Consider the following 21444-nt stretch of genomic DNA (forward strand, 5'->3'; position numbering starts at 1 on the left):
CATACCCGCGATCGACACGCCCGGTTTCAGGCAGGCTTCAATCAGCCTCTGTTTGTCACGTTTGTCGAAAGTCCGCTTGCCTTCGACACCAACGTTGGTCGCACGCAAGGGCAAAAAATCTGCGCAGTTCTCGTCCATGAAGGGTGTGTCCATTAAAAAACCGTGGACACATCCTGCGCTGTTTTCAGCTCAGGATCTATGTGAGGAAAAACTACCGCTTACGTTTGAACGCGCCCGCCGTGTCGAGAAGATCGCGCTGCGCGATTACCTTGTGGGCGAGTCCATGCATGACTTTCTCGGGCGCGCCATTGAGTCGCGCCGCGGTCAACTCGGTTTCGAAATCGACAGCGCGGTTCAAGACAGCGGCGATCGGCATCTTGAATTGCTGAGCCTTCGCAAAAGACGTTGATCCCGGAAGCGTCGCCTCGGGCAATAGCGTGATCTCCACTTCACGCGCATATTCGGCCATGATGGGGTAGACCTCCTCGAGGGCGGCGTTCGCTGGGGCGTCGGTACAGAGGATTCGGATGCAGGACGCAGCCACACCCGCTGCACTTAGTTCCGCAAGCGTTTCTACGGCAGCCTGCTGTGATGCGGTGTCCGGAGACGTCGACACGATGATCGTTTTCAGTTCGGTAAGAACAGGGCGCCTTGCCTGGATGAATGCGATCATGGCTTTCCGGTCTTCAGGCGACACGTCGATAATTCCCCCGCGCCGGGATGTCATCAAGGTGCAGTAGTGATCCTGCAGTGCTTTTTCAGTGGCCTCCAAACGTGTGTTGCTCTCGTGCTCTCCGGCCATATCAAGCGGGCCGGGATTGATGAGCAATCCTCCAGTCTGTGCGTGAAGAACTTGCGCTGCTGAATTTTGCGCGGCACCGTTCGAGCTTTGAAAGTGAGCCACAATCAGATGAGTCATGGTTGATCCTTCGATGGTTGTAGATGGAGCGATGAAAGGCATTAAGGACGTTGCTTACTTGCGATTAACGTCGGCGCGAACCGTATCCTGTGCATACGCTTCGCGCTTGGCCCGGCGTCTGCGACTACGGGCGAGTTGCGAGGATTCGAGCGGCTGGTAGGTTCGCAAGCGAAATGCGTCCCACTGTCGGTTCTCGATGGGGCGACGAATACGCGGGATCACAACGGAGCGCAGAACTTTGCCGCTGTAGCCTGCGTGCAGGCATACAAGGAGCACGGCGCTAAGTGCGACCAGCGCGTCATCGACATGGCAGTCCCGGTAGTCGAGATGGCGCGCGTATGCATGAAGCGCGTCTTCCGGAATATCGAGGATGGAAGTGGGCGATAGGCCGCGCGATTGGAGGAAATCTTCAAACTGTCGCCATAGTGGTAGCAGCGTATTGACGGCGTTCTCGCTGCTGTATCGGTTAAGCGCGCCGCGCGCTTCCTCTGTGAGTGGGGATTCCAGCACGTTGTCTTGCTCCTTTGTAAGTGTTTGGTTCGTAGCCGTGGGGTAATTTGTAGTGCAGATTAAAAGAGTTTTTGTCTGAGCCTTTTTCCTCCATGATTCGTTTGAAGACGGCGTCCACCCGCTGGCCTTCGCCGCCTGTCGGCAGGCTCGTGAGGCGCGGATCGATCCTCGGAGCGGCTCGTCGCGGACACCGCGGCGTCCTTCGTTTGCTTGCGGGGAACGAAGTCGCTTGGCAAGTGGATTTTTTCTGGGAACCGATGGCGGATTTGCCAGCAGTAGACCTCGAGAATCATCTTCACCCGCGACGGTCCGTGACCGAGGCGGTCCGAGAGCTGGGTCAGTACGTCGACTGGTGGTACGCCGCGATCCAGTGCGGCGTTAGCGAAGTCGACCGCATACGTGAATCGCAGACTGTGGCTCGCGAGTTCCCGACGCATTGGCAATTGCTCGAAGCGTGATTTCAGACGGGCCTTCGCGCTTTTGAGATCGTCGTGGCAGCCGCTCACCAACTCAAAGTCGCGATCGCGGCAGAACGCCAGCGCTTTGTTGATTGCGTCGAGCGTCTCGTCGACATGGTCGGCCAGCACTTCGGTGCGGCGCGGGCGGCCGTTCTTGGCTCCGCGTTCGACAGGCAGGCGTCGATCTCCCTGCAAGATCAGATCTCGCCACGTTTCCAGTGACTTGCCGCACATGAGTGCCTCGCGCATGCGAAGTCCAAGCCAACGCATCAGGCGAATCACGTGCACGACGCTGCTGTCGAACGCCTGCGCTGCGGCGAGCAGGTCGTTGAATTCCTGGGGCGTACGCGCTCGATGCCTGCCATGCCGGTCTCGTCGCTCGAGCTGGAGATCTCGACTGCGGGTTGAGCGGGACACATCCTGGCCGGCCGTACCTTGAATCACTGAGAGCGACGCTCGATAGTTCGCGAGGGTGCCAGGTTTCATCGCCCCGGCAACGAGGAACCAGACGAAGTATTCGAGCATCCAGTCTTCCGCCTGGTCCACCGCTTCCAGCGTGTGGCCAACGCGCGCGGCGAAACGCGAGAACTCACTCCAGTGCAAGCGGCGGTGCTTCTGTGAGTCTTTGCTTCCGCCGGCGTCCCGACTCATCTGTGCGGCGTGGTTGACGCCTCTTGATCTTCGTCCCATAGGGTTCCTTTCCTGTGGCTGGCTGGTTTCTCCGCCTGTACTTCAGCCTCATGCGCGGGGCGGCGACGCACATGAGGGCACCTGTTGCCACCGGCTGCGGTGGCGTCGTGTCCGCAAGGGACACGTGATTGAGCAGGGCCAACGAGGGTGCGACGTTGACCTGCTGTGATTCGGAAATGCAAAAAGATGGGCAGAGGCGGTTTAGCTGAGGGTCCCCGGTTAGAACCGGTGGAAAGGTCTGCGCTTGGAAATGAGAGCCCCGGGGGCGGTATGAACACCGCGCGTCGCCAGGCGACGCATTCGATGTTCAACCGCATTTGTGTGCATGCAGCACGTGGGCGATGACGGCTCGCGTGAGGGCGAGCACGATGTGGGCGGAACCTCGGGTGAACGAGTCACGTCGGGATCGCGCTTGAGGGCGTGTGAACGGGTTGATGTGCGCCAGAGCGGCGCGTGGCAGACCAGAACGTTCGATGAGCTCGAGCGTTTCAAAGATGCGAAGAAGGACCACGATTGTCCGCAAGCGGACAATTGAGACATGCTACTGATCCCGGTTGCACCAGGAGCTCAGTCATGCCTTCGGGTAGCCCCCTTCGATTTGGGCAAGTAACGTGTGCAGCGTTCAGGCGGGAAAACAGAACCCCGCACAAAAATGCCACACGACGCTTCGGGGAGCACTTGGCTCCAGCAAGGCGAGGAAAGGATGAGCGATCAGTGAATCGTCGTTGACCATTATTGCGCCGGTCAAAAGTGAGGCTGCAAGGCCTTCTTTTGTGCGAGTCAGATCTGTTTAGCGCCTTGCGGCGCGAGACTTTTCAAAGGTGTCGCAGGACCGTCAGCGGATAGACCGTCGGTGCCGGTTAGCGATGTATGAAGGGAGGTATGCTTCGCGTGAGCTCACACCAAGGTTGTTGAACCAGCAGGCGTAAGCGACGACGAGAATGATGAGGCGACCTGGAAGCCGCGCGCAGTCACGAAGCGACCATGCGGGGGGTAGCACGAATGCATAGGATATTCGCCTACGTCGGCGAAAAAACCGACTACTCGACGGGCTCCCCGAAAGGGAGCATTGCATTCTTCGGTCTAGCGTGGTGAGGCTAGATCAACGTTTCAAAAGAATTTTGGGCGATAAGAGCCCTTACCCGCAAAAAGCGGTTTAACGGTCGATGCTCTGATGAGCGACAGCAGCGACATTTAATCTCAATCGTATGAGGATAGTCAAGCGCTTCCTTCGCGATGTGCATCATTGCCGATGCCTATACGCTCATCGTTCCGATCGCGGAACCGTGCTGGCGGCTGTTGCCCGGTAGACCTTGCGGCTTGCGCCATAGGCGAGCCGCGCCCGAGGTTACGCCGCGCGGCAAGGACGTGTCCCAGCAAGCGCGGGCAAAGGCACTTGCCACGTTTCCCAAGCCGTGCCCGCGGCTTAAATGCGCGGGGAGCCATATTGGGACTGGATCTGTTGGCTGCCGGCGCGGGTCTGGACGGGTTGGGTGCGTGTTGAGGTCATCACCTTGACGCAATTCCACAACGAACAGCAGGATCGCAGCTGTGGTGCCTCGCTACGTGCCTTGGGCAAACAGCGCGCGCTTCACCTTCTGCAAGGTGCGGTACGGCGTCACGAAGTGAAGCAGGCTCTTCGCCACGCCCGCCCAGTCGCGCCAGTTCAGCACGTTCAGATAGCGTAGCTGCAGACGCAGGGTGGAGACGATCTGCCGCCGCCGCTTCGTCGCGCTAATGCCGCCTTCATTGAGTTCGTAGTACAGACCGAGTTCAGGCAGGTTCGCGCACTCGTAGTGCTCCATGAGGCGCAGGAACAGATCAAGGTCCTCAGCGGCTGGATACTGGACGCGATAGTTGCCTACAGCGAGCACGGCATCAATACGCAGCATCACCGAAGGATGCACGAGCGGCGAGCGCAAGAGGCGCGTACGGCGCAACTCGCGTGCATCGCTGCTAGGGCGCAGCATGAAAAGCGGCTCGCCCGCGCGATTGACCACCTGGGTCCACGTGCCGAGCGCCGCGAGCGTGGGTTCCGCTTCCATGCGCGCGCGCTGTTTCGCGAGGCGCTGAGGCGCGGCGAGATCGCCTGCATCGATACGCGCCGCATAGCGAAACCCGCGCGCCGCGAGCGCCTCGACACCCGCCTGCAACGCGCGCTCGATGCCGCCGTTCTTCGCCATCCGCAAAACTTCCACGCACATGCCCGGCACCTCAGGCGCGACGATCGGCGGCGTGCTGCCATCGTCGACGACGAGCGCATAGATCGTTGCGTTTTCGTCGAATGAAGCGAGCGTTCGGGCGACATCGTCCTGGCCGTTGTATGCGGGCATGAGAACGGCGACGTCGGCAAGCACGCCCTCGCGTGCATCGCGCAAAGGAAGCGCGGCGGAATTCATCATGAAGCGAGTTTGAAGCGGATGTAGTAGAGGTTCACGCAGGCCGCCGCGAGATAGCCTGCCGCGAGGCCGCACAGCGCGCCATACGAGCCGAGTCGCGGGATCGCCACGAGATTCACGGCGAAGGCCACCGCGAGCGCAAGCAGCCATTTCGCGAGCAGCACGAATTTCGCCTGATATTTGAGCACGACGAGGTTGCCGATGGCCTCGAGTCCCGCCGGCACCGAAAGCCAAACAGCCCAGCGAAAAATGCCGATCGCGCCTTCATAGTCTGGCCCGAACACGCGGCCGATGATGAAGCCCGCGAGCGCATCGAGCACGAGCGCGCCGGCCACCATCAGCACGGCCGTCATCGCGAAGAGACGCACGAGATTGCGGCGCAACTGCGCGGTCTGCTGCACGCGGTAGACGAAGGCGGGCGCGATCGTCTGCGAGAGCATGAGCGCGAGCGTGATCCAGTTCTCGTTGAGCTGCTGCGCGGCGGAGTAGCGGCCGAGATCGGCGAACGAGATCGTGCGCTCGAGCATCAGGCGGTCGAGCTTCAGGAACAGGTACATGCAGATGAGCCCGAGCCAGAACACCGTGCCCGCGCTCGCGTAGTGCTTGAAGAGCGAGCGGTCCACGTGCCAGCTGAGCTTGCCGCCGTGGCGGCGCCGGAAGTAGAGCACGAGCGCCGCGCCAATCGCTGCCGATTCGAGCGCCCAGAGCCAGCCGAAGGTGGCGGGCGCGAACGCCGCCCGCGCAAGCAGGTACACGAGCAGCGCCTTGATCACCGCCGTCGTCATGCTCGCGAGCAATTGCGGCTTGCTGTACGTCATGCTCTGCAGCCAGGCGTTGATCACACCCACGAACGGCTCGCGAAACAGCATCGTCACGGCGAGCCCGGCGAGCATGGCGCCGACCATCGGATCGGTCACGCCGAGCGCGATGCCGGCCCACGTGACGAGCAGCGCCGCCGCCGACACGCCGATGCGCAGCGCAAACGCGCTCCCGAGCACCGTGCCGAGCTGCTCCGGCGGCCGGTTGACGATGGTGGGCACGAGAATCTCGGCGCCGCACACCCAGGTCACGGGCGCGAGCACGAGCAGCAGCGTGTTGGCGTACTGCCACTTGCCGAAGACGTCAGGGCCGAAATAGCGTGCGAGCACGCCGCTGATGACGATGGCCACCGCGATCTGCGTGACGCGCTCGAGGCCCAGCCACACGATGTTTGCAAACGCGCGGGCAACGTCGGGGTTGCCAAAGCGCTTGAGGCTCAACATCGCGCCTCGCCGTGGCGGGAAGCGCTAAAAAAGGGGCAGGCACGCGGCATGCGCAATCTTTCCGCCATTTTTGACGAATATTTTGGCAATAAAAGGAAACGGCGAAGCATTAAAATGGGTGCATACCACTGCCGAAAAACGGCAATTATAGTTTGTAACGGAACCCACTTTTCGTAACTCCGAAGGCTTACAGGCGCCTGTCTGTGTTACGAATAGACCCGAATCCCCATCTGGACGTGAGCCTCAACATGATTTCGAAATCGATTTTCAAGGCATATGACATTCGCGGCGTGATCGGCAAGACGCTCGACACCGACACCGCGCGCGCCATCGGCCGCGCGTTCGGCAGCGAAGTGCGCGCGCAGGGCGGCGACGCCGTGGTGATCGCGCGCGACGGCCGGCTCTCGGGTCCCGATCTCTCGCGTGCACTGGCCGACGGCCTGTGCGAGGCCGGCGTGGACGTGGTCGACGTCGGCATGGTGCCCACGCCCGTGGGCTACTTCGCCGCGAGCGTGCCGCTCAAGCTGGTGGGCGGCGAGCGCAACGTGGACTCGTGCATCGTCGTGACGGGCAGCCACAATCCGCCCGACTACAACGGCTTCAAGATGGTCCTGCGCGGCAAGGCGATCTACGGCGACCAGATCCTCGCGCTGTACGACCGCATCGTGGCAGACCGATTCGACGCGGGCGAGGGCAGCTACACGAAGTACGACATCGCGGACGCGTATGTCGATCGCATCCTGAGCGACGTGAAGCTCGCGCGCCCGATCAAGATCGTCGTCGACACCGGCAACGGCGTGGCGGGCGATCTGGCGCCGCGCCTGTTCAAGGCGATGGGCTGCGAGCTGGTCGAGCTCTTCACGGAAGTGGACGGCAATTTCCCGAACCACCATCCGGACCCGGCGCACCCCGAGAATCTGCAGGACGTGATCCGGGCGCTCAAGGAAACGGATGCGGAAATCGGTTTCGCGTTCGACGGCGACGGCGACCGTCTGGGCGTCGTGACCAAGGACGGCCAGATCATCTACCCCGATCGCCAGCTCATGCTGTTCGCCGAGGAAGTGCTCTCGCGCAATCCGGGCAAGCAGATCATTTACGACGTGAAGTGCACGCGCAATCTCGCGAAGTGGGTGAAGGAAAAGGGCGGCGAGCCGCTCATGTGGAAGACGGGCCACTCGCTCGTGAAGGCGAAGCTGCGCGAAACCGGCGCGCCGCTCGCGGGTGAAATGAGCGGCCACGTGTTCTTCAAGGACCGCTGGTACGGCTTCGACGACGGCCTGTACACGGGCGCGCGTCTGCTCGAAATCCTCTCGCGCGTCGCCGATCCGAGCAAGCTGCTCAACGACCTGCCGAACTCGCATGCCACGCCCGAGCTGCAACTGAAGCTCGAGGAAGGCGAGAACTTCGAGCTGATCGGCAAGCTGCAGAAGAACGCGAAGTTCACGGGTGCCGACGAGGTCATCACCATCGACGGCCTGCGCGTGGAATACCCGGACGGCTTTGGTCTTGCCCGCTCGTCGAACACCACGCCTGTCGTCGTGATGCGCTTCGAGGCTGATAACGACGCGGCGCTTGCGCGCATCCAGGCCGACTTCAAGCGCGTGATTCTCGCCGAGAAGCCGGACGCGAAGCTGCCGTTCTGACGAAGACGCCCCGGCGGCCCGCCGCTACGTAGACAGCGAGCCCGCACACGACCGGTTTAACGGTTGTATGCGGGCTCGCGAACGTTTACGCACGCATTGTGACTGTCGCGGGGCAAGCTGTTCGCCCATACTTCGGGATACAAGCTGTCGCGAGGCACGACCGGCACGAGATGCGCCGCCAGACTGAATGGCGGGCGTCGAGCTCTCCCGGCCCGAGCGTCGCGCATGTCAAGGAGGGCCGGGGGATGCTGCGTGTCATCGGGTTCAGAACCAGGTTCGGAGTCGCTGGAGTCATTGCGACCGGCGAACGTGTTTCGATCGCCTCAGCCAGGCAGGCGGCATGATCGTGCGCGACGATTCCATCCATCGCGGTTCCCGGCCATTGCACGCGGCGCCCGCCTGGCTCGACGGGCAGCGTATCCGTATTTACGCGGCTTTCGTGGTGCTGGTGAACATTGGCTATTTTTCGCTACGGGTCTGGTTTGGCTGCATCGACCGGATACCCAACGTCAGCCCGCCAGGTTGGGATTTCGCCGTATTCTGGAGCGCCTCCTGGCTCGCGCTGCATGGGCCGGCAGCCAGCGTGTTCGACACTGCCCTCATCGAGCGGATTGCGTTGCCGCTGCAGAACATGCTGCCGACGCCCTTCGTCACGCCGTGGACCTATCCGCCCACGTTTTTGCTGGTCATGCTCCCGGCCGCGTTGCTGCCTTTCCCCGTCTCGTATCTCGCCTATGTATCGACAGGCATGGCCTTCGCATACCACGTGTGCGCGCGCATCCTGCCTGCAGTGCGGAACGCCTCATGGTGGCTGTCGGTTGTCGCTTTTCCTGCCGTCTGGGTCGCGGCGGGCGCCGGGCAGAACTCATTTTTGACGTTTGGGCTCATGGGGCTGGGACTCATCTCGCTCGCCAGGCGCCCATGGCTCGCAGGCATTTGCTTCGGATTGCTGGCCATTAAACCGCAACTGGGCCTCGTGATTCCCATTGCGTTGCTGTTCGGCAGGCATTGGCGCGCCTTCGCGTCGGCGGCGCTGACTGTCGGCGCGTTCTCCGCACTCGCCGGGCTGGTGCTCGGATTCGACACGTTCTCCCGCTTTGCGCAGGCATTGCCCGCCTTTAGCCAGTTCGTCGTCGAGTATTCAGACCGGTGGCCGCGCGGCATATCGACGGTGTTCGGCGCCGCGCGCCATTTCGGCGTGGCCGTGCCGACCGCGTATGGCTTGCACGCGGTCGTGGCGGCGCTGGCCGCGAGCGCCGTCGCCTGGCTTTGGGCCGTGCGCGCGCGATTCGAGTTGCGGGCGTCGGTGCTCGTACTCGCCACGCTGCTGGTGCCGACCTATGTGATGCCCTACGACCTGCTTCTGCTCGGCTTGCCGATGCTGTGGCTCGTGCGCGATGGTGCCCGCAACGGCTGGCTTCGCGGCGATGGGGTCGCGGTAGTGAGCGCATGGCTCTCGCCGCTCGTCTTCTATACCCCTGGGGATTGGGCGACCGGCGTTTATGTACCTGTCATCGTATTCGCGCTGTTGATAGTCATCGTGCGGCGCCACCTCGCGCAACAGGCTGTGCGCGCTGGCAAGCGGCAGCTGGCAGATATCAATGCAGGGACCGGGTTAGCTGCAAAATAACGCCATTCAGAGCTGGTACACAGCCAGGTGGCGTCAGAGGCGCGTCGCGTGATTTCACGCTTGCGTTGACTTACGGGGGACAACATGCGTAACGATCAATCGAGCACCGGTGCCGGGCACACGCCCAGTGATTCGGGCGGGCTTCTCGCCATGTTGGTGTTGCTGTATTTCCTTCCTTCGATCATCGCCTTCCAAGGTATGCACCGTAAGCGACGCGCCATTACGAGGCTTAACATGCTGCTCGGATGGACCGTGCTCGGCTGGTTTGCCGCTTTCCTGTGGGCGATGACTGCCGTTCAGAAGACCGGATCTGAAATGAGCGATCGCGCGCCTGCAAATGCGAGAATCGACAAGGAGGTGCGGACGGTCTTTCGCTGAGTAACTTCACATCCACACATCGTCGGTCGCACGCTGCAGCTTGCGGCCGGCGAATGCCGCAGCCCCGTACGACTATTTCGCGTGGTCGCGTGAGGCGCGTATGAGTATCAGAATGAGCCACGCAGGGAGCAGGAATGCCGCCCATGAGTGCGTGGCCGTCGTATTGCAGATCGAGAGAAACGACAGCAGGGGCGTGAACCACGCCAGCGTCACGAAGGCATAGTCCATAGCGGAAAGAGACGTTGATGAGTGGCGTGCATTAGCGTGGGCGCAAATGCACACGACAGGTAGAAGCAGCCAGGCGAGATCGTAGTACACGAGATAGGGCTGAATCATGAGCGTGGTGACGATGGCGGCCGCCGCGAGCAGTTCCCGGTTCATCCGGCGCGCCCAGGCCATCGAAGTGGCCAGCACCGCCGCGAGGGCGATTGCGACGTGTATCGAGTACGCCGCGCCCGCGCCTACGCCGGCCGCACGCAAGAACGCGAAGACAGTGGGCATGGCACGCCAGAGATGGCCTTCGCCTTGTACTAGTGCGACATCCTGAAACCACGCCGCGGCTTGAAAGAACTTCATCCATAGCGACAAGCCAAACAGCGCGGCGCTTGCGGCGCCGAGGACGGTCGCCGTCAAGATCGTTGCGGCGCAGGCTCGAAAATGGCGGCCGCACAGAAAGAACAGTGGGAACAGGATGCCCAATTGAGGCTTGATCACGAGCATGCCCGCACAGATACCTGCAAGAATCGGCGCAGTCTCGAGGATGCCGAGCGCACCGGCTGCCAGTGCAAGTGTTAGCAGAGAGTTCTGCCCATAGACCATCGTTACCCAAATGCCCGGAAACGCGACGACCGTCGCCCAGGGCAAAGTATTCTGCCTCATCGCTGGCATGCAGGCGAGCAAGCACCCCGCAACGCCGACACCCATAAAGAGTGTGTACGAAGCGGCGTAGGGCAGCGATGCGAGCGGGTACACGAGCAGCTGAAACGTCGGCGGGTAGATCCACGGTCCGAACATATCCGCCAAAGGCGTGCCCGCCTGCAGCGACGCCTCGCAGGCCAGAAGCCGCTGGTTGTCGAACGCCGCCGCGGCCCCGTGGCGCAGTGAAACCTCAGAGGCGCACCAGAAGACCCGAAAATCCGAGCCGGGGAGCGGGACCCCTTCTTTATGGAGGCCCCAATAGCACACCGCCCAGATTCCGACTAGCGCGGCCTGCAAGACGAAGAGTGCCGCGCTGTACAACCTGATTCGTTCACGGCACAGCCACGGCTGTTGTTTTGCCGTAGCTGTATTGTGGCTGGCCTGGGTCGCAACGCGTATCGCGAGGCCCTGCGCATTTACCGCAACCCTTGATCGGCGCATCTTCATCGGCCGGCTGCTCGCACCTTCGACGCGCCACGCCAGCTAACCAGTTCCAGTGGCGCGCTATGAGTACGTGCCTCTGCGCGTTCGACCGGCAGGACGCTGATGCTGGCACGCGCCTCGTAGCACCGGCGCACGAGGTAGACGGGCCGCTCTTTTGACTCGTCGTAAATACGCCCGACATATTCGCCAATGACACCGATGCCGACCAGTTGTATGCCGCTCATGAAGAGCACCACGGAAACGAGAGAAGCGTAGCCTGGCACGGGATTGCCGAACAGCAACGTGCGCCCGACCATGAACGTACCGTAGCAAAACGCGAGCGCGGCTATCGCGCCGCCGATATACATCCAGATACGCAACGGCACGGTGCTGAAACTCGTAATGCCTTCGAGAGCAAAATTCCACAGGCGCCAGCCGGAGAACTTGGTTTTGCCTGCGCTGCGTGGTGTGCGTTCATAGTCGAGTGTGACCGTATTGAATCCGACCCACGCGAACAGCCCCTTCATGAACCGATGCCGCTCCGGAAGACTGCGCAGCGCGTTGACCACTAGACGATCCATGAGTCGGAAGTCGCCCACATTTTCGGGGATCTTCAATTCCGATAGTGCGTTGTGGATGCGATAGAACAACGCTGCGGTTGTGCGCTTCAGAAAGGAATCGCAGGCGCGGCTGGCACGCCGTGCGAGTACGACTTCCGCGCCTTGCTGCCAACGCCGGATCATTTCGGGGATCAACGAGGGCGGATCCTGCAGGTCCGCATCGATGACGACGATAGCGTCGCCGGACGCTTCGTGCAGACCCGCCGTGAGTGCAGCCTCCTTGCCGAAGTTGCGCGTAAGATCGATGACCTTGACGCGCCGGTCGCGCTGGCTCACGAGGACCAGCTCTTCAAGAGTGTCATCGCGACTGCCGTCGTTGACGCAGACGATCTCGAAGCGCACGGATTCAATGGACTCCATCGTCGCGATGATCTGTTCGAAGAACGCTGCGACGCCGTCCTGCTCGTTGTAGAACGGAGCGACGATGGAGATGAGCGGGGTCTCGAGCGCGAGTCCGGCGCGACGCACTTGCTCGTCGATAGGCATGTTCATGATGTTTTCTCCCTCTTACGACGAGGCTGCGGTGTTGGAGATTGCCTGCGCGCTTCGCTCGCGCGCGATCTGCGCGATCAGCATCCAGAGCGTGGCAATCGAGATGAGCGGGGTGAACGGGACGTGCAGATGAGAAACGAGCGTGAGGCCGGCAATGGGGGCAAGCCAGAGTACGGCCAGCCATTCGCGCTGTCCGCGCTGAAAGCCGTGGTCTCGCGCGTGATGGACCACCCATGCGATCACGATTCCATACCAGGTCAGGTCATAGTCATAGAGGTATGGGCTCACGAGCATGCTGGCACATACGAGCACGGCGGCGCGCAGCCCGAAAGCGCTGGGCCGGCCCCACGCGTAGCAGACGGCGGCGGCGGCGCACAGGGCGGATGCGGCCTGTGCGCCGCTGGCGAGCGCGGTTGGCGCATGGAGCAGCTTGAGCGCCGCGAACGGCGTGGGCACGCGAAACAGGAGGGCCCGTCCCGTTTCGACGAAGCTGTTGGCGAGCCCCATGTTATGAACGAACGCGACAAGCGTTTCGCTGCCGAAAGCCAGTACCGAGAGCCCCAGTGAAAGCGCCACGCCCACGCTCATTGCGCCCAGTGCGCGCCACGAGCGTGAAGCCAGTAGCGCAAGCGGAATGAGCACGCACAGCTGTGGCTTCATCGCGACGAGTGCAAAGCAGAGCCCCGCGAGAAGCGGGCGGCGGCGCAACAAGATCAGTCCGAGCCCAACCAGTGACGCCGTGAGCAGCCCATTCTGGCCGGACGTCAGCACGAGCGCGGAACCCGGGAAGGCGATTGCGAGCAGTGTGGTGCGCGGGTGAGGCGCGATCGTCTTGATCACTTTGACGAACAGGGCGAGCGCGCCGAACAGGAAGATGGGTGCAGAGAGCGTGAACGGCAGCAGTGCCAGCGGATAAACGAAGAGCAGGAACGTCGGCGGATAGAGCCACGGAAGGACGCCGACGGGCCGCCCCGCGGCATATTCCTCGACGGGCTTCAGGATGTCGAAGTTATACGCATCCACCGCGTGTCCTTGCAGGGCGAGATGCGAGGCACTCCAGAACGGCAGGCAGTCCACGGCAAGCACGCTCAGTTGCGGGTCCTTCAGCCACACCAGGTGATACACGTAGGCCAGCGCCACGCCAAGATAGTAGGCGAGCGCTGCGAGCGGGTAGACCCACAGGCGCGAGCCGCTCAACCAGTGCGAGCTGGACTGTTGGGTTCCCAGGGGCAGAGCGGGCGTGGCCCTGGAGGTGCTCATGGAATCGCTGAAGGTGGTCTGGTTCATGGCGTGGTCTCTCGCCTACTGGGTGGAATCGATGCGTGTGCGACGGAGCACTGCGAGCAGCATGAGCAACAGGATCGCGGGTCCGGTTTGTGGCAGCCTGAGAATCTGGTTGACGAACTCGAACACTGGCAGGAGCCAGACGAGGAGCAGCACGGGCTGCTCGCCGCGCAGCCACCCACGGCGCAATCCGGTCGCGAGCAGCCCCGCGCATGACAAGCCGACCCACGTTAGTTCGTAGTGCCAGACATAGGGTGTGACGATGAGCGTGGCTGTTCCGAGCGCGGCTGCACGCAGGGCAGGTTCACGCGTCGTGCGCCAGATCTTCCATGCGCCGCAAGCAGCGATGACGGCAATCGCTGCCTGCATCAGTCCCGCTGCGACGAGCGAGGCGCCAATGAGCCGCAGCGAAGCGAACACGGACGGTGAGGCGAGCCAGAAGCGGACGTCGTGCTCGAGGATCAGTTCGCGCGCCATGCCAACATTCCCTGCGAACAACCGAAGCGAAGGGGAGCCGCAGAGCGCGATGCTTGCGATGAAAAAAAGTACGGCCGTCAAAGCGGCCCATCCAAACACTCTCCATGCGCGTGCCGCGATCAGAACGAGCGGGAACAGGACGCCGAGTTGCGGCTTGATCATCAGCAATCCGATGCAGATCCCGGCGATCACGGGTCGCCGGTCGATCGATGCGATAGCAAACGCGGCGAGCGCCGCGGTAATCAGCGCGTTCTGCCCGAAGATCGCACACACCATCACACACGGCATGGCGAGCACGACGTAGCGAGCGGCCGCGCTGCCAAGCGGGCCTTGTGCGAGTCCGGAAACGCGAACGGTTGCACAGACGAACGCGAAGGCGCTCGCGCCCAGGAAAGCGACATAGGCGAGCGGAAGCGGCAACAGCGCGAGTGGCGTGACGAACAGGAGGAACGTGGGCGGATACAGCCAGGGGATGAACGCGCTCTTGGGTAAGCCACCCGTCACCGCGGCCACGATGCGGGAGAACGCCGAGTATTCGAAGACGGTGGAGGCCTGGCCGTGCAGGACCGCGTGGCTGGCGGACCAGAATACGAGCAGGTCGGAGCCCGGGCGCCAGCCGCCTGCATCGGCAAAGCCGTGAGTCACCCAGGCCCAGAGCGCCACGAAGCCGACACCGATGACGAGCATGACGGTGCTGTAGGCAATGAGTCTCTCGCGCGAAAGCCAGGAGCACGCCGCCAACTGCAAGCGTGAGCCATCCCGCTCAAGTGGTCGCATTTTTTTGTAGTCCCCGTTGAATATTTTCAGTTGGCGGTGTTGCCGCCTGTTTTCTTCCCCCGGACACGCAAGCAGTGCACTGCATGGCAGGCAGTGCCTGCGTGTTGTCACGATTATTGGAAGACGAGCGAAGCGGGAGCAATGCGGACTGCATCGCCAATGTTCGCGAGCTAACACTCGCACGCAAGGCCGCGGTCAATGAATAAAGCGTTGAAGAAAAAGGTACGTAGCGTCGCGTGTCGAAGCGGTGATGAAGTCGGGGAACTACTGATTTTGCTTCGAGGGTGTCTCATGAGTCTGGTATAAGCGTGTGCTTAATGATTGTAGTCCTGATTAAAAATATGGTTGACTTATCAACGTAATGTGGAAAACAAGGATGACGAAGACGAACGATCGTGTTGAAGCGAAAGGAGAATCGTTCGCGAATTTCAGGGGTAAACGCGTAATGCAAGATTGAATTGAATAGGAATGTCATTTCGGGGGGCTGAAAAGTGGTGGATAAAGCATGCTTATGGTCGAGGTGATGTCGTCGATTTAAGCGAGGTGGGCCACATGCAGCGTGTCAATTTTTCCGATTTGGTGTGTTGAGGAACAGGAAATTGTTGCGCGTGTGGCGAAGCGCACAAAGTCATCGGTTTGACACGCGTAGAACTGCGCCTGTGGCTGCATTGCCGAACCCGGTGACGTAGCCCAACCCACCCTCTAAACCACATGGAAACGGAATCGGGGGTTAACCATGTACACATCCATTGGAGATCAAAAAATGCAAAAGATCATCGCTCAGGCAAAGACCTTCGCCCGTGACGAAAACGGCATCACGGCTCTCGAGTACGGGATGCTCGCCGGTCTGATTACGGTGCTGATCATCGCCAGCATCGCATCGATCGGCTCGACGCTGAAGAACGTGTTCTCCGACGTTGCCAACACGATCTGACCGGTGCGCGGGCGAGCGGGTTTGCAGCGCAAGCCGCACTCGCCCCTATAGCCGGACGGACCGGGATTAAACAGGTTCATAACTCGCTGGAGACCAAAAATGCAAAAGCTCATTGCTCAGGCAAAGACCTTCGCCCGTGACGAAAACGGCATCACGGCACTCGAATACGGGATGCTCGCCGGTCTGATCACGGTGCTGATCATCGCCAGCATCGCATCGATCGGTTCGACGTTGAAAAACGTGTTCTCCGACGTCGCCAACACGATCTGACTGATGCGCGGGCGAGTGGAGTGGGCACGCAATGCAAGCTGCACTCGCCCGGTAATTCACACCTAACAGGGGATCAAAAATGCAAAAGGTCATCGCTCAGGCAAAGCGGTTTGCACGCGACGAAAACGGCATTACGGCGCTTGAGTATGGGATGCTCGCGGCCCTGATCACGGTGCTGATCATGGCGAGCATCGCATCGATCGGCAGCACGCTTCAAAACGTCTTCTCCGACATCGTCAATACGCTCTAACCCGCGCGCTGGCGAGCGAGGTTGGTCATGACAAAGCAGGCGTAACCCGGGAGCGCACAAATGGAATTCACGATGCTGTCTGTTTCCTTGCCGCCGCAGCCGGTTCCGCTGTGTGTGATCGCCTTGGCGATCCTTGCGGCCAGCACCGACATCGTAAGTCGCCGGATTCCGAACCTGCTGATCGTGGTCGGCGTTGTCTCGGCGCTCGCGGTGCAGATCGCGCTGCGCGGCGCCGTTCCTGGCTGCACGCTCTGGCTGGGTGGCGCGGCGACCGGGTTCGCGCTGCTGCTGCCGTTTTATTTGCTACGCGGCATGGCGGCTGGCGACGTCAAGTTGCTGATGATGCTCGGTGCCTGGCTCGGAGCGGCGGCGACCGTCGATATCGCAGTCAACACGTTCATCATCGGCGGGGTGTGGTCGTTAGGGGTTGCCCTGGTGCGCGGACGACTGGTCCGCCTGATGGGAAACGTCGCAGCGTTGCTTGCGGGAGCGAGCCGCGCCGCGCGCGTGGCAGGTGTATCGCCAGGTACGGTGCAGGAATCGGTTGGATCGATTCCGTATGGTGTCGCGATCGCCGGGGGAACGGTTGCCGTGCTGTTCACGATGGTGAACTGAAGCACTGACCGGTGCCCACGGGACAAGGGTCGAATTTTCGGCTCGCCGATTACTAATGTTATGGAATGCTTACGGGGGATGTCATGAAAAACAGCCGCGCGTTCGTCATGCTCGCGATTGCTCTGCTGGCGGGTCTCGCCGCAGTGGTGTTCGCTTCCAAATGGTTGCTGCAAACGTCGTCGGGCGCCACGGTACCCGTCGCCGTCGCATCGGACGACATCAATCTCGGCCAGCCGATCAATGAAACGATGATCAGAACGGTCAGCTGGCCAAAGGACAGCCTCCCGCCAGGGACATTCGCAATACCGAAGGATCTCGACGGCCGGGTGGTGCGCGCAAGCCTCACGCGTGGCGAACCGGTGCTCGAGTCGAAGCTGGCGCCCGTGGGCACCAAAGGCGGGCTATCGGCTGTGATCGGCGACGGACATCGCGCGATCACGGTCCGCGTGAACGACGTCGTAGGCGTCGCGGGCTTCGCGTTGCCGGGCAACTACGTCGACGTGATCGTCAACACGCAGGAGCCCGAGAAGAAAGCCGATACCCAGCAGCAGAGCATCTCGAAGATCGTGCTCGAAAAAATTCTGGTGCTGGCCGTCGCGCAGCAGGTCAATCGCGACGACACCGCGCCCAAGGTCGTGAACGCGGTGACCCTGGAGGTGACGCCCGAGCAGGCGGAAAAGCTCGATCTGGCGCGCAGCGTGGGCACGCTCTCGCTCGTCCTGCGCAATCAGGTGGACGACAACAAGCTCATGACCGACGGCGCGACCAAGCAGACTTTGCTCGGTGGTCCGCTGCCGCCACCCGTGCCGCTGCCGGAACCGGCGCACCCGGTGCGTGTGAAGTACGCCGAGCGTGCGCCGGCCAAGCGCAACTGTATCGGTGTGCTGTCGGGTGTGACCGGCAGTCAGGAGTGTTTCTGAAAGCAGGCAGAACGGCTGCCTGAACCCAGCGATGACCTTCCGGGCAGAGGGCGAGCGAGCGGTAAAGCCGCCATTAAAACGCAGGTAAGTACGGGGTATAACGATATGGATACCAAAGTAAACGTGGGGTCCACGGGGGCCCGCAACGGCGTTCGTCCGTGGCGCGTCGCAACGCTTGCCTGGGTTTGTGCCGGGTTGATGACTTCGACACCGGGCTGGGCACAGCAGTCAAACGGGAGCGCAGGGCAGGAGAAGCCGGCTGCAGGCGCTGCGGTTCCCATGGGCAAAGGTCCCATGCAGATGACCATCAGCATGGGGCCGGCGCAAGGCAGCAGCGCGCCGCCCAAAGCGGTGGCGGGACCGCTGCGCGGACCGAACTGCGTGGGCGCCATCCGCAACGAGAGCAACGTCGTTGTGCCGCTTGGCAAGTCGACGCTCGTGCCGATCGACGAACCGGTGCGCAACCGCACGCTCGGCAATCCGGAGGTCGCGCAGGCGACCATGGTTTCGCCGCAAACGCTCTACATCGTCGGCCAGGCGGTCGGCACGACCAACATGATCGTCCAGGGCAAGAGCGGCGCCTGCCAGGTGATCGACGTGATCGTCAGCGCCGACTCCGGCGGCCTCCAGGCGGCGCTTGCGCAACTCATGCCTCAGGAGCGCGACATTCGCGTTTCGACGGCGGCCGACAACATCGTGCTCGCGGGCCACGTGTCGAGCGCGCAGGCCGCCCAGCAGGCCGTGGAAATTGCCCAGGTGTTCGGCGTGAGCGGTCAGAGCAATAACGGCGCGCACACGGGCGGCGTGATCAACATGCTCAGCGTCGACTCGCCTCAGCAGGTCATGCTCGAAGTGAAGGTCGCCGAAGTCGACAAGACGCTGATCGACCAGCTCGGCTCGGCCGTCAATATCCAGGGCGGCTTCGGGTCCTGGACGGGCGCGCTCGTGAGCAATCTGCTTGCGGGCGTCTCGAGCGCATTCGGTTTCTCAAAGGCGAACAACAACCCGCTCAAGTTCGCCATCGACGCGCAGAAGACCGACAACCTCGTGAAGATCCTGGCCGAGCCTAACCTCGTCACGATCAGCGGTCAGGAAGCCACCTTCCTCGCCGGCGGCAAGATCTTCATCCCCGTGCCGCAAAGCGGCGGCGGCACCTCCGCCACGGCGATCACGCTGCAGGAAGAAGAATTCGGCGTGGGGCTCAAGTTCACACCGACGGTGCTCAACGGCGGGCGCATCAACCTGAAGGTGGCGCCGGAAGTCTCGGAGCTGTCGCCCACGGGCGTCACACTGAGCGCATCGAACGTGAGCGGCGTCAGCATCCTGCCGCTCATCACGACGCGGCGTGCTTCGACGACGGTGCAAATGCACGACGGCGAGTCGTTCGCGATCGGCGGGCTCATCAGCAACAACATTACCGGCTCGCTCAAGGCAGTGCCAGGCCTTGGTGAGGTCCCGGTGCTGGGCGCGTTGCTCAGGAGCACCTCGTTCCAGCAGGACCGCTCGGAGCTGATCTTCATCGTCACGCCGCACCTCGTGAAGCCTGTGGCGGACGTCGCGCAACTGCAGATGCCGACGGACAGCTTCTCGCAGGTCCACGAAGCCGACGTGTACGCAACGGGCAACATGGAAGGCCGCGCCCATCGCAATCAGGGACGTTTTGCACCGCCCGCGCCCGGTGGCACGCAGGCCGTACCGGCTGAACCCGCACCTGGTGCTACGCCCGCCGAGCCGGCCGTGCCCGCCGCACCGCAGACGCCCGCTGCGCTGCCTGCACCGCAGGTCTCTTCCCGACGCGAAGAGTCGCCGGCGCCGACCGTGCCGGCGCCCGCTGAAGCGCTCGCGCAGTCCGTACCGACGCAGCAGGTGAGCGCGCAGGCCCTCGTGCCTCCACCGGGCGAGGACAGCGCGGCGCGTGCGCAGCGAATCGAGCGCGAGGCGGCACGCATCGCCTCGAACGAAACCACCGCTCATTGACCAGGCGATCAGGAGGCCAAAATGAAACTCGAAAACTTTGCATTCGTTCGCCGGCTCCTGCTGATCGCGCCACTCGGCGCAGCGCTCGGTGGTTGCATGACCAGCTCGCCGATCTGGGAGGCGCACTTCGGGGAAGCCGTGCGCCACTCGATGCAGGCGCAAATCATCGACCCGGAAGCGGGCAGGCACGGCGCATCGCAGCCGGGTGTGGACGGCAAGTCGGCGGCATCGGCGATGGATAACTACGACAAGTCGTTCCAGCACCCGATGACATCCGCGAACCCGTACACGATTGGCGTAAGCGGTGGTGGCGGTAGCCAGTGAGCGTCGTTACGCACACACACGCAACTGGCCGAGAAGGAACAACAGCGGGGGACATACGATCATGATCGACATACTCATTACCTCGACGGACGCAGAGCGGCTTGCGCAGATCATGCGCACGATCGCGGGATGCGGCCCGTACCGCACGACGCGTAGCGTCGGCACACCGTTCGATCTCGTGGAGCGCGGCGACACGCTCGACGCGTTCGATGTCCTGATCGTCGACGCACGAGGGTTGCAGGAGGCACAGTTGCCTTCCGTGAGCGAGCTGTGCCGTCGTTGCGAACGGCTCACGTGCATTCTGCTGATTCCGGAGGCGTCGCCTGAGGAGCTCATCGCGGCAATGCGCGCGGGCTTTCGCGACGTGGTCACGGGGCCGCCGGACGGCCGCATGATTGGCGAAGCATTGCAGCGTGCAATCGGCCAGCGTGCGCATGGCAGCACGCGCACGTCGCGCATCGTCTCGTTCATGTCGTGCAAGGGCGGCGTGGGCACGAGCTTCATTGCGGCGAACGTGGCGCATATCGTCTCGCAGACGCAGGACCGCCGCGTGCTGCTGATCGACCTGAACCAGCTCTACGCGGACGCGGCGTTCCTCGTGACGGCGGAGACGCCGCCCTCGACGCTTCCGCAGCTGTGCGCCGAAGTCGATCGCATGGACGTCGCGCTCTTCGAAGCGAGTGTGATGCACGCCGCCGGGAATTTCGACATCCTGGCGGGCGCGGGCGACCCGATCAAGGCGGGCGAGATGCGTCAGGACAGGCTCGAATGGGTGCTCGGCGTCGCCGCGCCCCGTTACGACTGCGTGATCCTCGATCTCGGCCAGACGATCAATCCGCTTTCCATGCTCGCGCTCGATCGCAGTGACGAGATCCACATCGTCTTGCAGGCTAGCATGCCGCATCTTCAGGCGGGACGGCGCTTGCAGGAGATCCTGCAGTCGCTCGGCTACGGGCGCGAGCGCATGCGCCTGCTTCTGAACCGGCAGACGCGTCACGGCGAGCGTGTGCGCGAGGCCGCCGACACCGTGCTCGGCATGAAGCCGTTCCTCGTCATTCCCGATGACGCGCGCGCTGTGGCCGAAGCGGTCAACCAGGGGGTGCCGATTGCGACTGCGGCGCCCGGCAGCGTGGTGACGCGCAGCCTGCGTACGCTCTCGGCGAGCGTCGCACTCCCGAATGCGACCGGCGCGAGCGCGCGGGGCAAGGGCGAATCGCTGTTCGCGCGCATGCTCGGCCGCCAGGCGCCGGCCAAACTCGGATTGATGTAAAGGA

Annotated in this window: 20 protein-coding genes; 11 read left to right on the plus strand and 9 right to left on the minus strand. The window is 62.5% G+C overall.

The features are described 5' to 3' along the window. Positions 1 to 211: 211 nt before the first annotated feature. From AB4Y44_RS39605 to AB4Y44_RS39625, 5 genes are all read right to left on the minus strand, one after another. On the minus strand, positions 212 to 919 hold the full coding sequence (locus AB4Y44_RS39605) for a hypothetical protein (protein WP_368702550.1): 708 nt from the start codon (positions 917 to 919) through the stop codon (positions 212 to 214). A 54-nt stretch (positions 920 to 973) separates the two neighbouring features. Further along, a complete protein-coding gene (locus AB4Y44_RS39610) occupies positions 974 to 1429 on the minus strand; it encodes a hypothetical protein (RefSeq protein ID WP_368702551.1) in 456 nt (151 codons plus the stop codon). Positions 1430 to 1488: 59 nt separating this feature from the next. Continuing rightward, a complete protein-coding gene (locus AB4Y44_RS39615; protein ID WP_368702552.1) occupies positions 1489 to 2538 on the minus strand; it encodes an integrase domain-containing protein in 1050 nt (349 codons plus the stop codon). Between the two features lie 1601 nt (positions 2539 to 4139). Beyond that, the gene (locus AB4Y44_RS39620; RefSeq protein WP_368702566.1) at positions 4140 to 4976 is read right to left on the minus strand and encodes a glycosyltransferase; all 837 of its coding nucleotides are present in this window, start codon (positions 4974 to 4976) and stop codon (positions 4140 to 4142) included. After that, positions 4976 to 6238: an oligosaccharide flippase family protein gene (locus tag AB4Y44_RS39625; RefSeq protein ID WP_368702553.1), complete on the minus strand. Its 1263-nt coding sequence runs from the start codon at positions 6236 to 6238 to the stop codon at positions 4976 to 4978. Before AB4Y44_RS39625 ends, AB4Y44_RS39620 begins: the two co-directional genes overlap by 1 nt. Before the next feature lie 248 nt (positions 6239 to 6486). Here AB4Y44_RS39625 and AB4Y44_RS39630 point away from each other — a divergent pair, with 248 nt between their 5' ends. The 3 genes from AB4Y44_RS39630 (at position 6487) to AB4Y44_RS39640 (ending at position 9889) form a co-directional block, all read left to right on the plus strand. Then, a complete protein-coding gene (locus AB4Y44_RS39630) occupies positions 6487 to 7881 on the plus strand; it encodes a phosphomannomutase/phosphoglucomutase (protein ID WP_368702554.1) in 1395 nt (464 codons plus the stop codon). A gap of 187 nt (positions 7882 to 8068) precedes the next feature. Further along, the gene (locus AB4Y44_RS39635) at positions 8069 to 9511 is read left to right on the plus strand and encodes a glycosyltransferase family 87 protein (RefSeq protein ID WP_368702555.1); all 1443 of its coding nucleotides are present in this window, start codon (positions 8069 to 8071) and stop codon (positions 9509 to 9511) included. Positions 9512 to 9595: 84 nt separating this feature from the next. Beyond that, entirely contained in the window at positions 9596 to 9889 is a 294-nt protein-coding gene (locus tag AB4Y44_RS39640) for a superinfection immunity protein (protein WP_368702556.1), read from the plus strand. Between the two features lie 72 nt (positions 9890 to 9961). Here AB4Y44_RS39640 and AB4Y44_RS39645 read toward each other — a convergent pair whose 3' ends face one another. From AB4Y44_RS39645 to AB4Y44_RS39660, 4 genes are read right to left on the minus strand one after another with little or no spacing between them, the layout of a single operon-like run. Next, the gene (locus AB4Y44_RS39645) at positions 9962 to 11254 is read right to left on the minus strand and encodes a glycosyltransferase family 87 protein (protein ID WP_368702557.1); all 1293 of its coding nucleotides are present in this window, start codon (positions 11252 to 11254) and stop codon (positions 9962 to 9964) included. Beyond that, the gene (locus tag AB4Y44_RS39650; RefSeq protein WP_368702567.1) at positions 11251 to 12336 is read right to left on the minus strand and encodes a glycosyltransferase family 2 protein; all 1086 of its coding nucleotides are present in this window, start codon (positions 12334 to 12336) and stop codon (positions 11251 to 11253) included. Before AB4Y44_RS39650 ends, AB4Y44_RS39645 begins: the two co-directional genes overlap by 4 nt. Before the next feature lie 21 nt (positions 12337 to 12357). Continuing rightward, on the minus strand, positions 12358 to 13629 hold the full coding sequence (locus tag AB4Y44_RS39655; RefSeq protein WP_368702558.1) for a glycosyltransferase family 87 protein: 1272 nt from the start codon (positions 13627 to 13629) through the stop codon (positions 12358 to 12360). A gap of 15 nt (positions 13630 to 13644) precedes the next feature. Next, on the minus strand, positions 13645 to 14790 hold the full coding sequence (locus tag AB4Y44_RS39660) for a glycosyltransferase family 87 protein (RefSeq protein ID WP_368702559.1): 1146 nt from the start codon (positions 14788 to 14790) through the stop codon (positions 13645 to 13647). 853 nt (positions 14791 to 15643) lie between these two features. Between AB4Y44_RS39660 and AB4Y44_RS39665 the strand changes: the two genes are divergently transcribed. The 8 genes from AB4Y44_RS39665 (at position 15644) to AB4Y44_RS39700 (ending at position 21440) form a co-directional block, all read left to right on the plus strand. Then, positions 15644 to 15814 carry a Flp family type IVb pilin gene (locus AB4Y44_RS39665; RefSeq protein WP_342921484.1) on the plus strand — a complete coding sequence of 57 codons (171 nt, stop codon included), beginning with the start codon at positions 15644 to 15646 and terminating at the stop codon, positions 15812 to 15814. 99 nt (positions 15815 to 15913) lie between these two features. Beyond that, positions 15914 to 16084: a Flp family type IVb pilin gene (locus AB4Y44_RS39670; protein WP_368702560.1), complete on the plus strand. Its 171-nt coding sequence runs from the start codon at positions 15914 to 15916 to the stop codon at positions 16082 to 16084. A gap of 79 nt (positions 16085 to 16163) precedes the next feature. Next, positions 16164 to 16334: a Flp family type IVb pilin gene (locus AB4Y44_RS39675; protein WP_342921482.1), complete on the plus strand. Its 171-nt coding sequence runs from the start codon at positions 16164 to 16166 to the stop codon at positions 16332 to 16334. A gap of 72 nt (positions 16335 to 16406) precedes the next feature. Beyond that, on the plus strand, positions 16407 to 16949 hold the full coding sequence (locus AB4Y44_RS39680) for a prepilin peptidase (protein WP_368702568.1): 543 nt from the start codon (positions 16407 to 16409) through the stop codon (positions 16947 to 16949). An 83-nt stretch (positions 16950 to 17032) separates the two neighbouring features. Continuing rightward, the gene (gene cpaB, locus AB4Y44_RS39685; protein ID WP_342921481.1) at positions 17033 to 17869 is read left to right on the plus strand and encodes a Flp pilus assembly protein CpaB; all 837 of its coding nucleotides are present in this window, start codon (positions 17033 to 17035) and stop codon (positions 17867 to 17869) included. A gap of 279 nt (positions 17870 to 18148) precedes the next feature. Then, the gene (locus AB4Y44_RS39690) at positions 18149 to 19846 is read left to right on the plus strand and encodes a pilus assembly protein N-terminal domain-containing protein (protein ID WP_368702561.1); all 1698 of its coding nucleotides are present in this window, start codon (positions 18149 to 18151) and stop codon (positions 19844 to 19846) included. Between the two features lie 21 nt (positions 19847 to 19867). Further along, positions 19868 to 20170 carry a hypothetical protein gene (locus AB4Y44_RS39695; protein ID WP_368702562.1) on the plus strand — a complete coding sequence of 101 codons (303 nt, stop codon included), beginning with the start codon at positions 19868 to 19870 and terminating at the stop codon, positions 20168 to 20170. A gap of 61 nt (positions 20171 to 20231) precedes the next feature. Further along, entirely contained in the window at positions 20232 to 21440 is a 1209-nt protein-coding gene (locus AB4Y44_RS39700; protein ID WP_368702563.1) for a CpaE family protein, read from the plus strand. The last annotated feature ends 4 nt before the right edge of the window (positions 21441 to 21444 follow it).

Source organism: Paraburkholderia sp. BR10937 (genome assembly GCF_040965695.1).
Classification (GTDB): domain Bacteria; phylum Pseudomonadota; class Gammaproteobacteria; order Burkholderiales; family Burkholderiaceae; genus Paraburkholderia.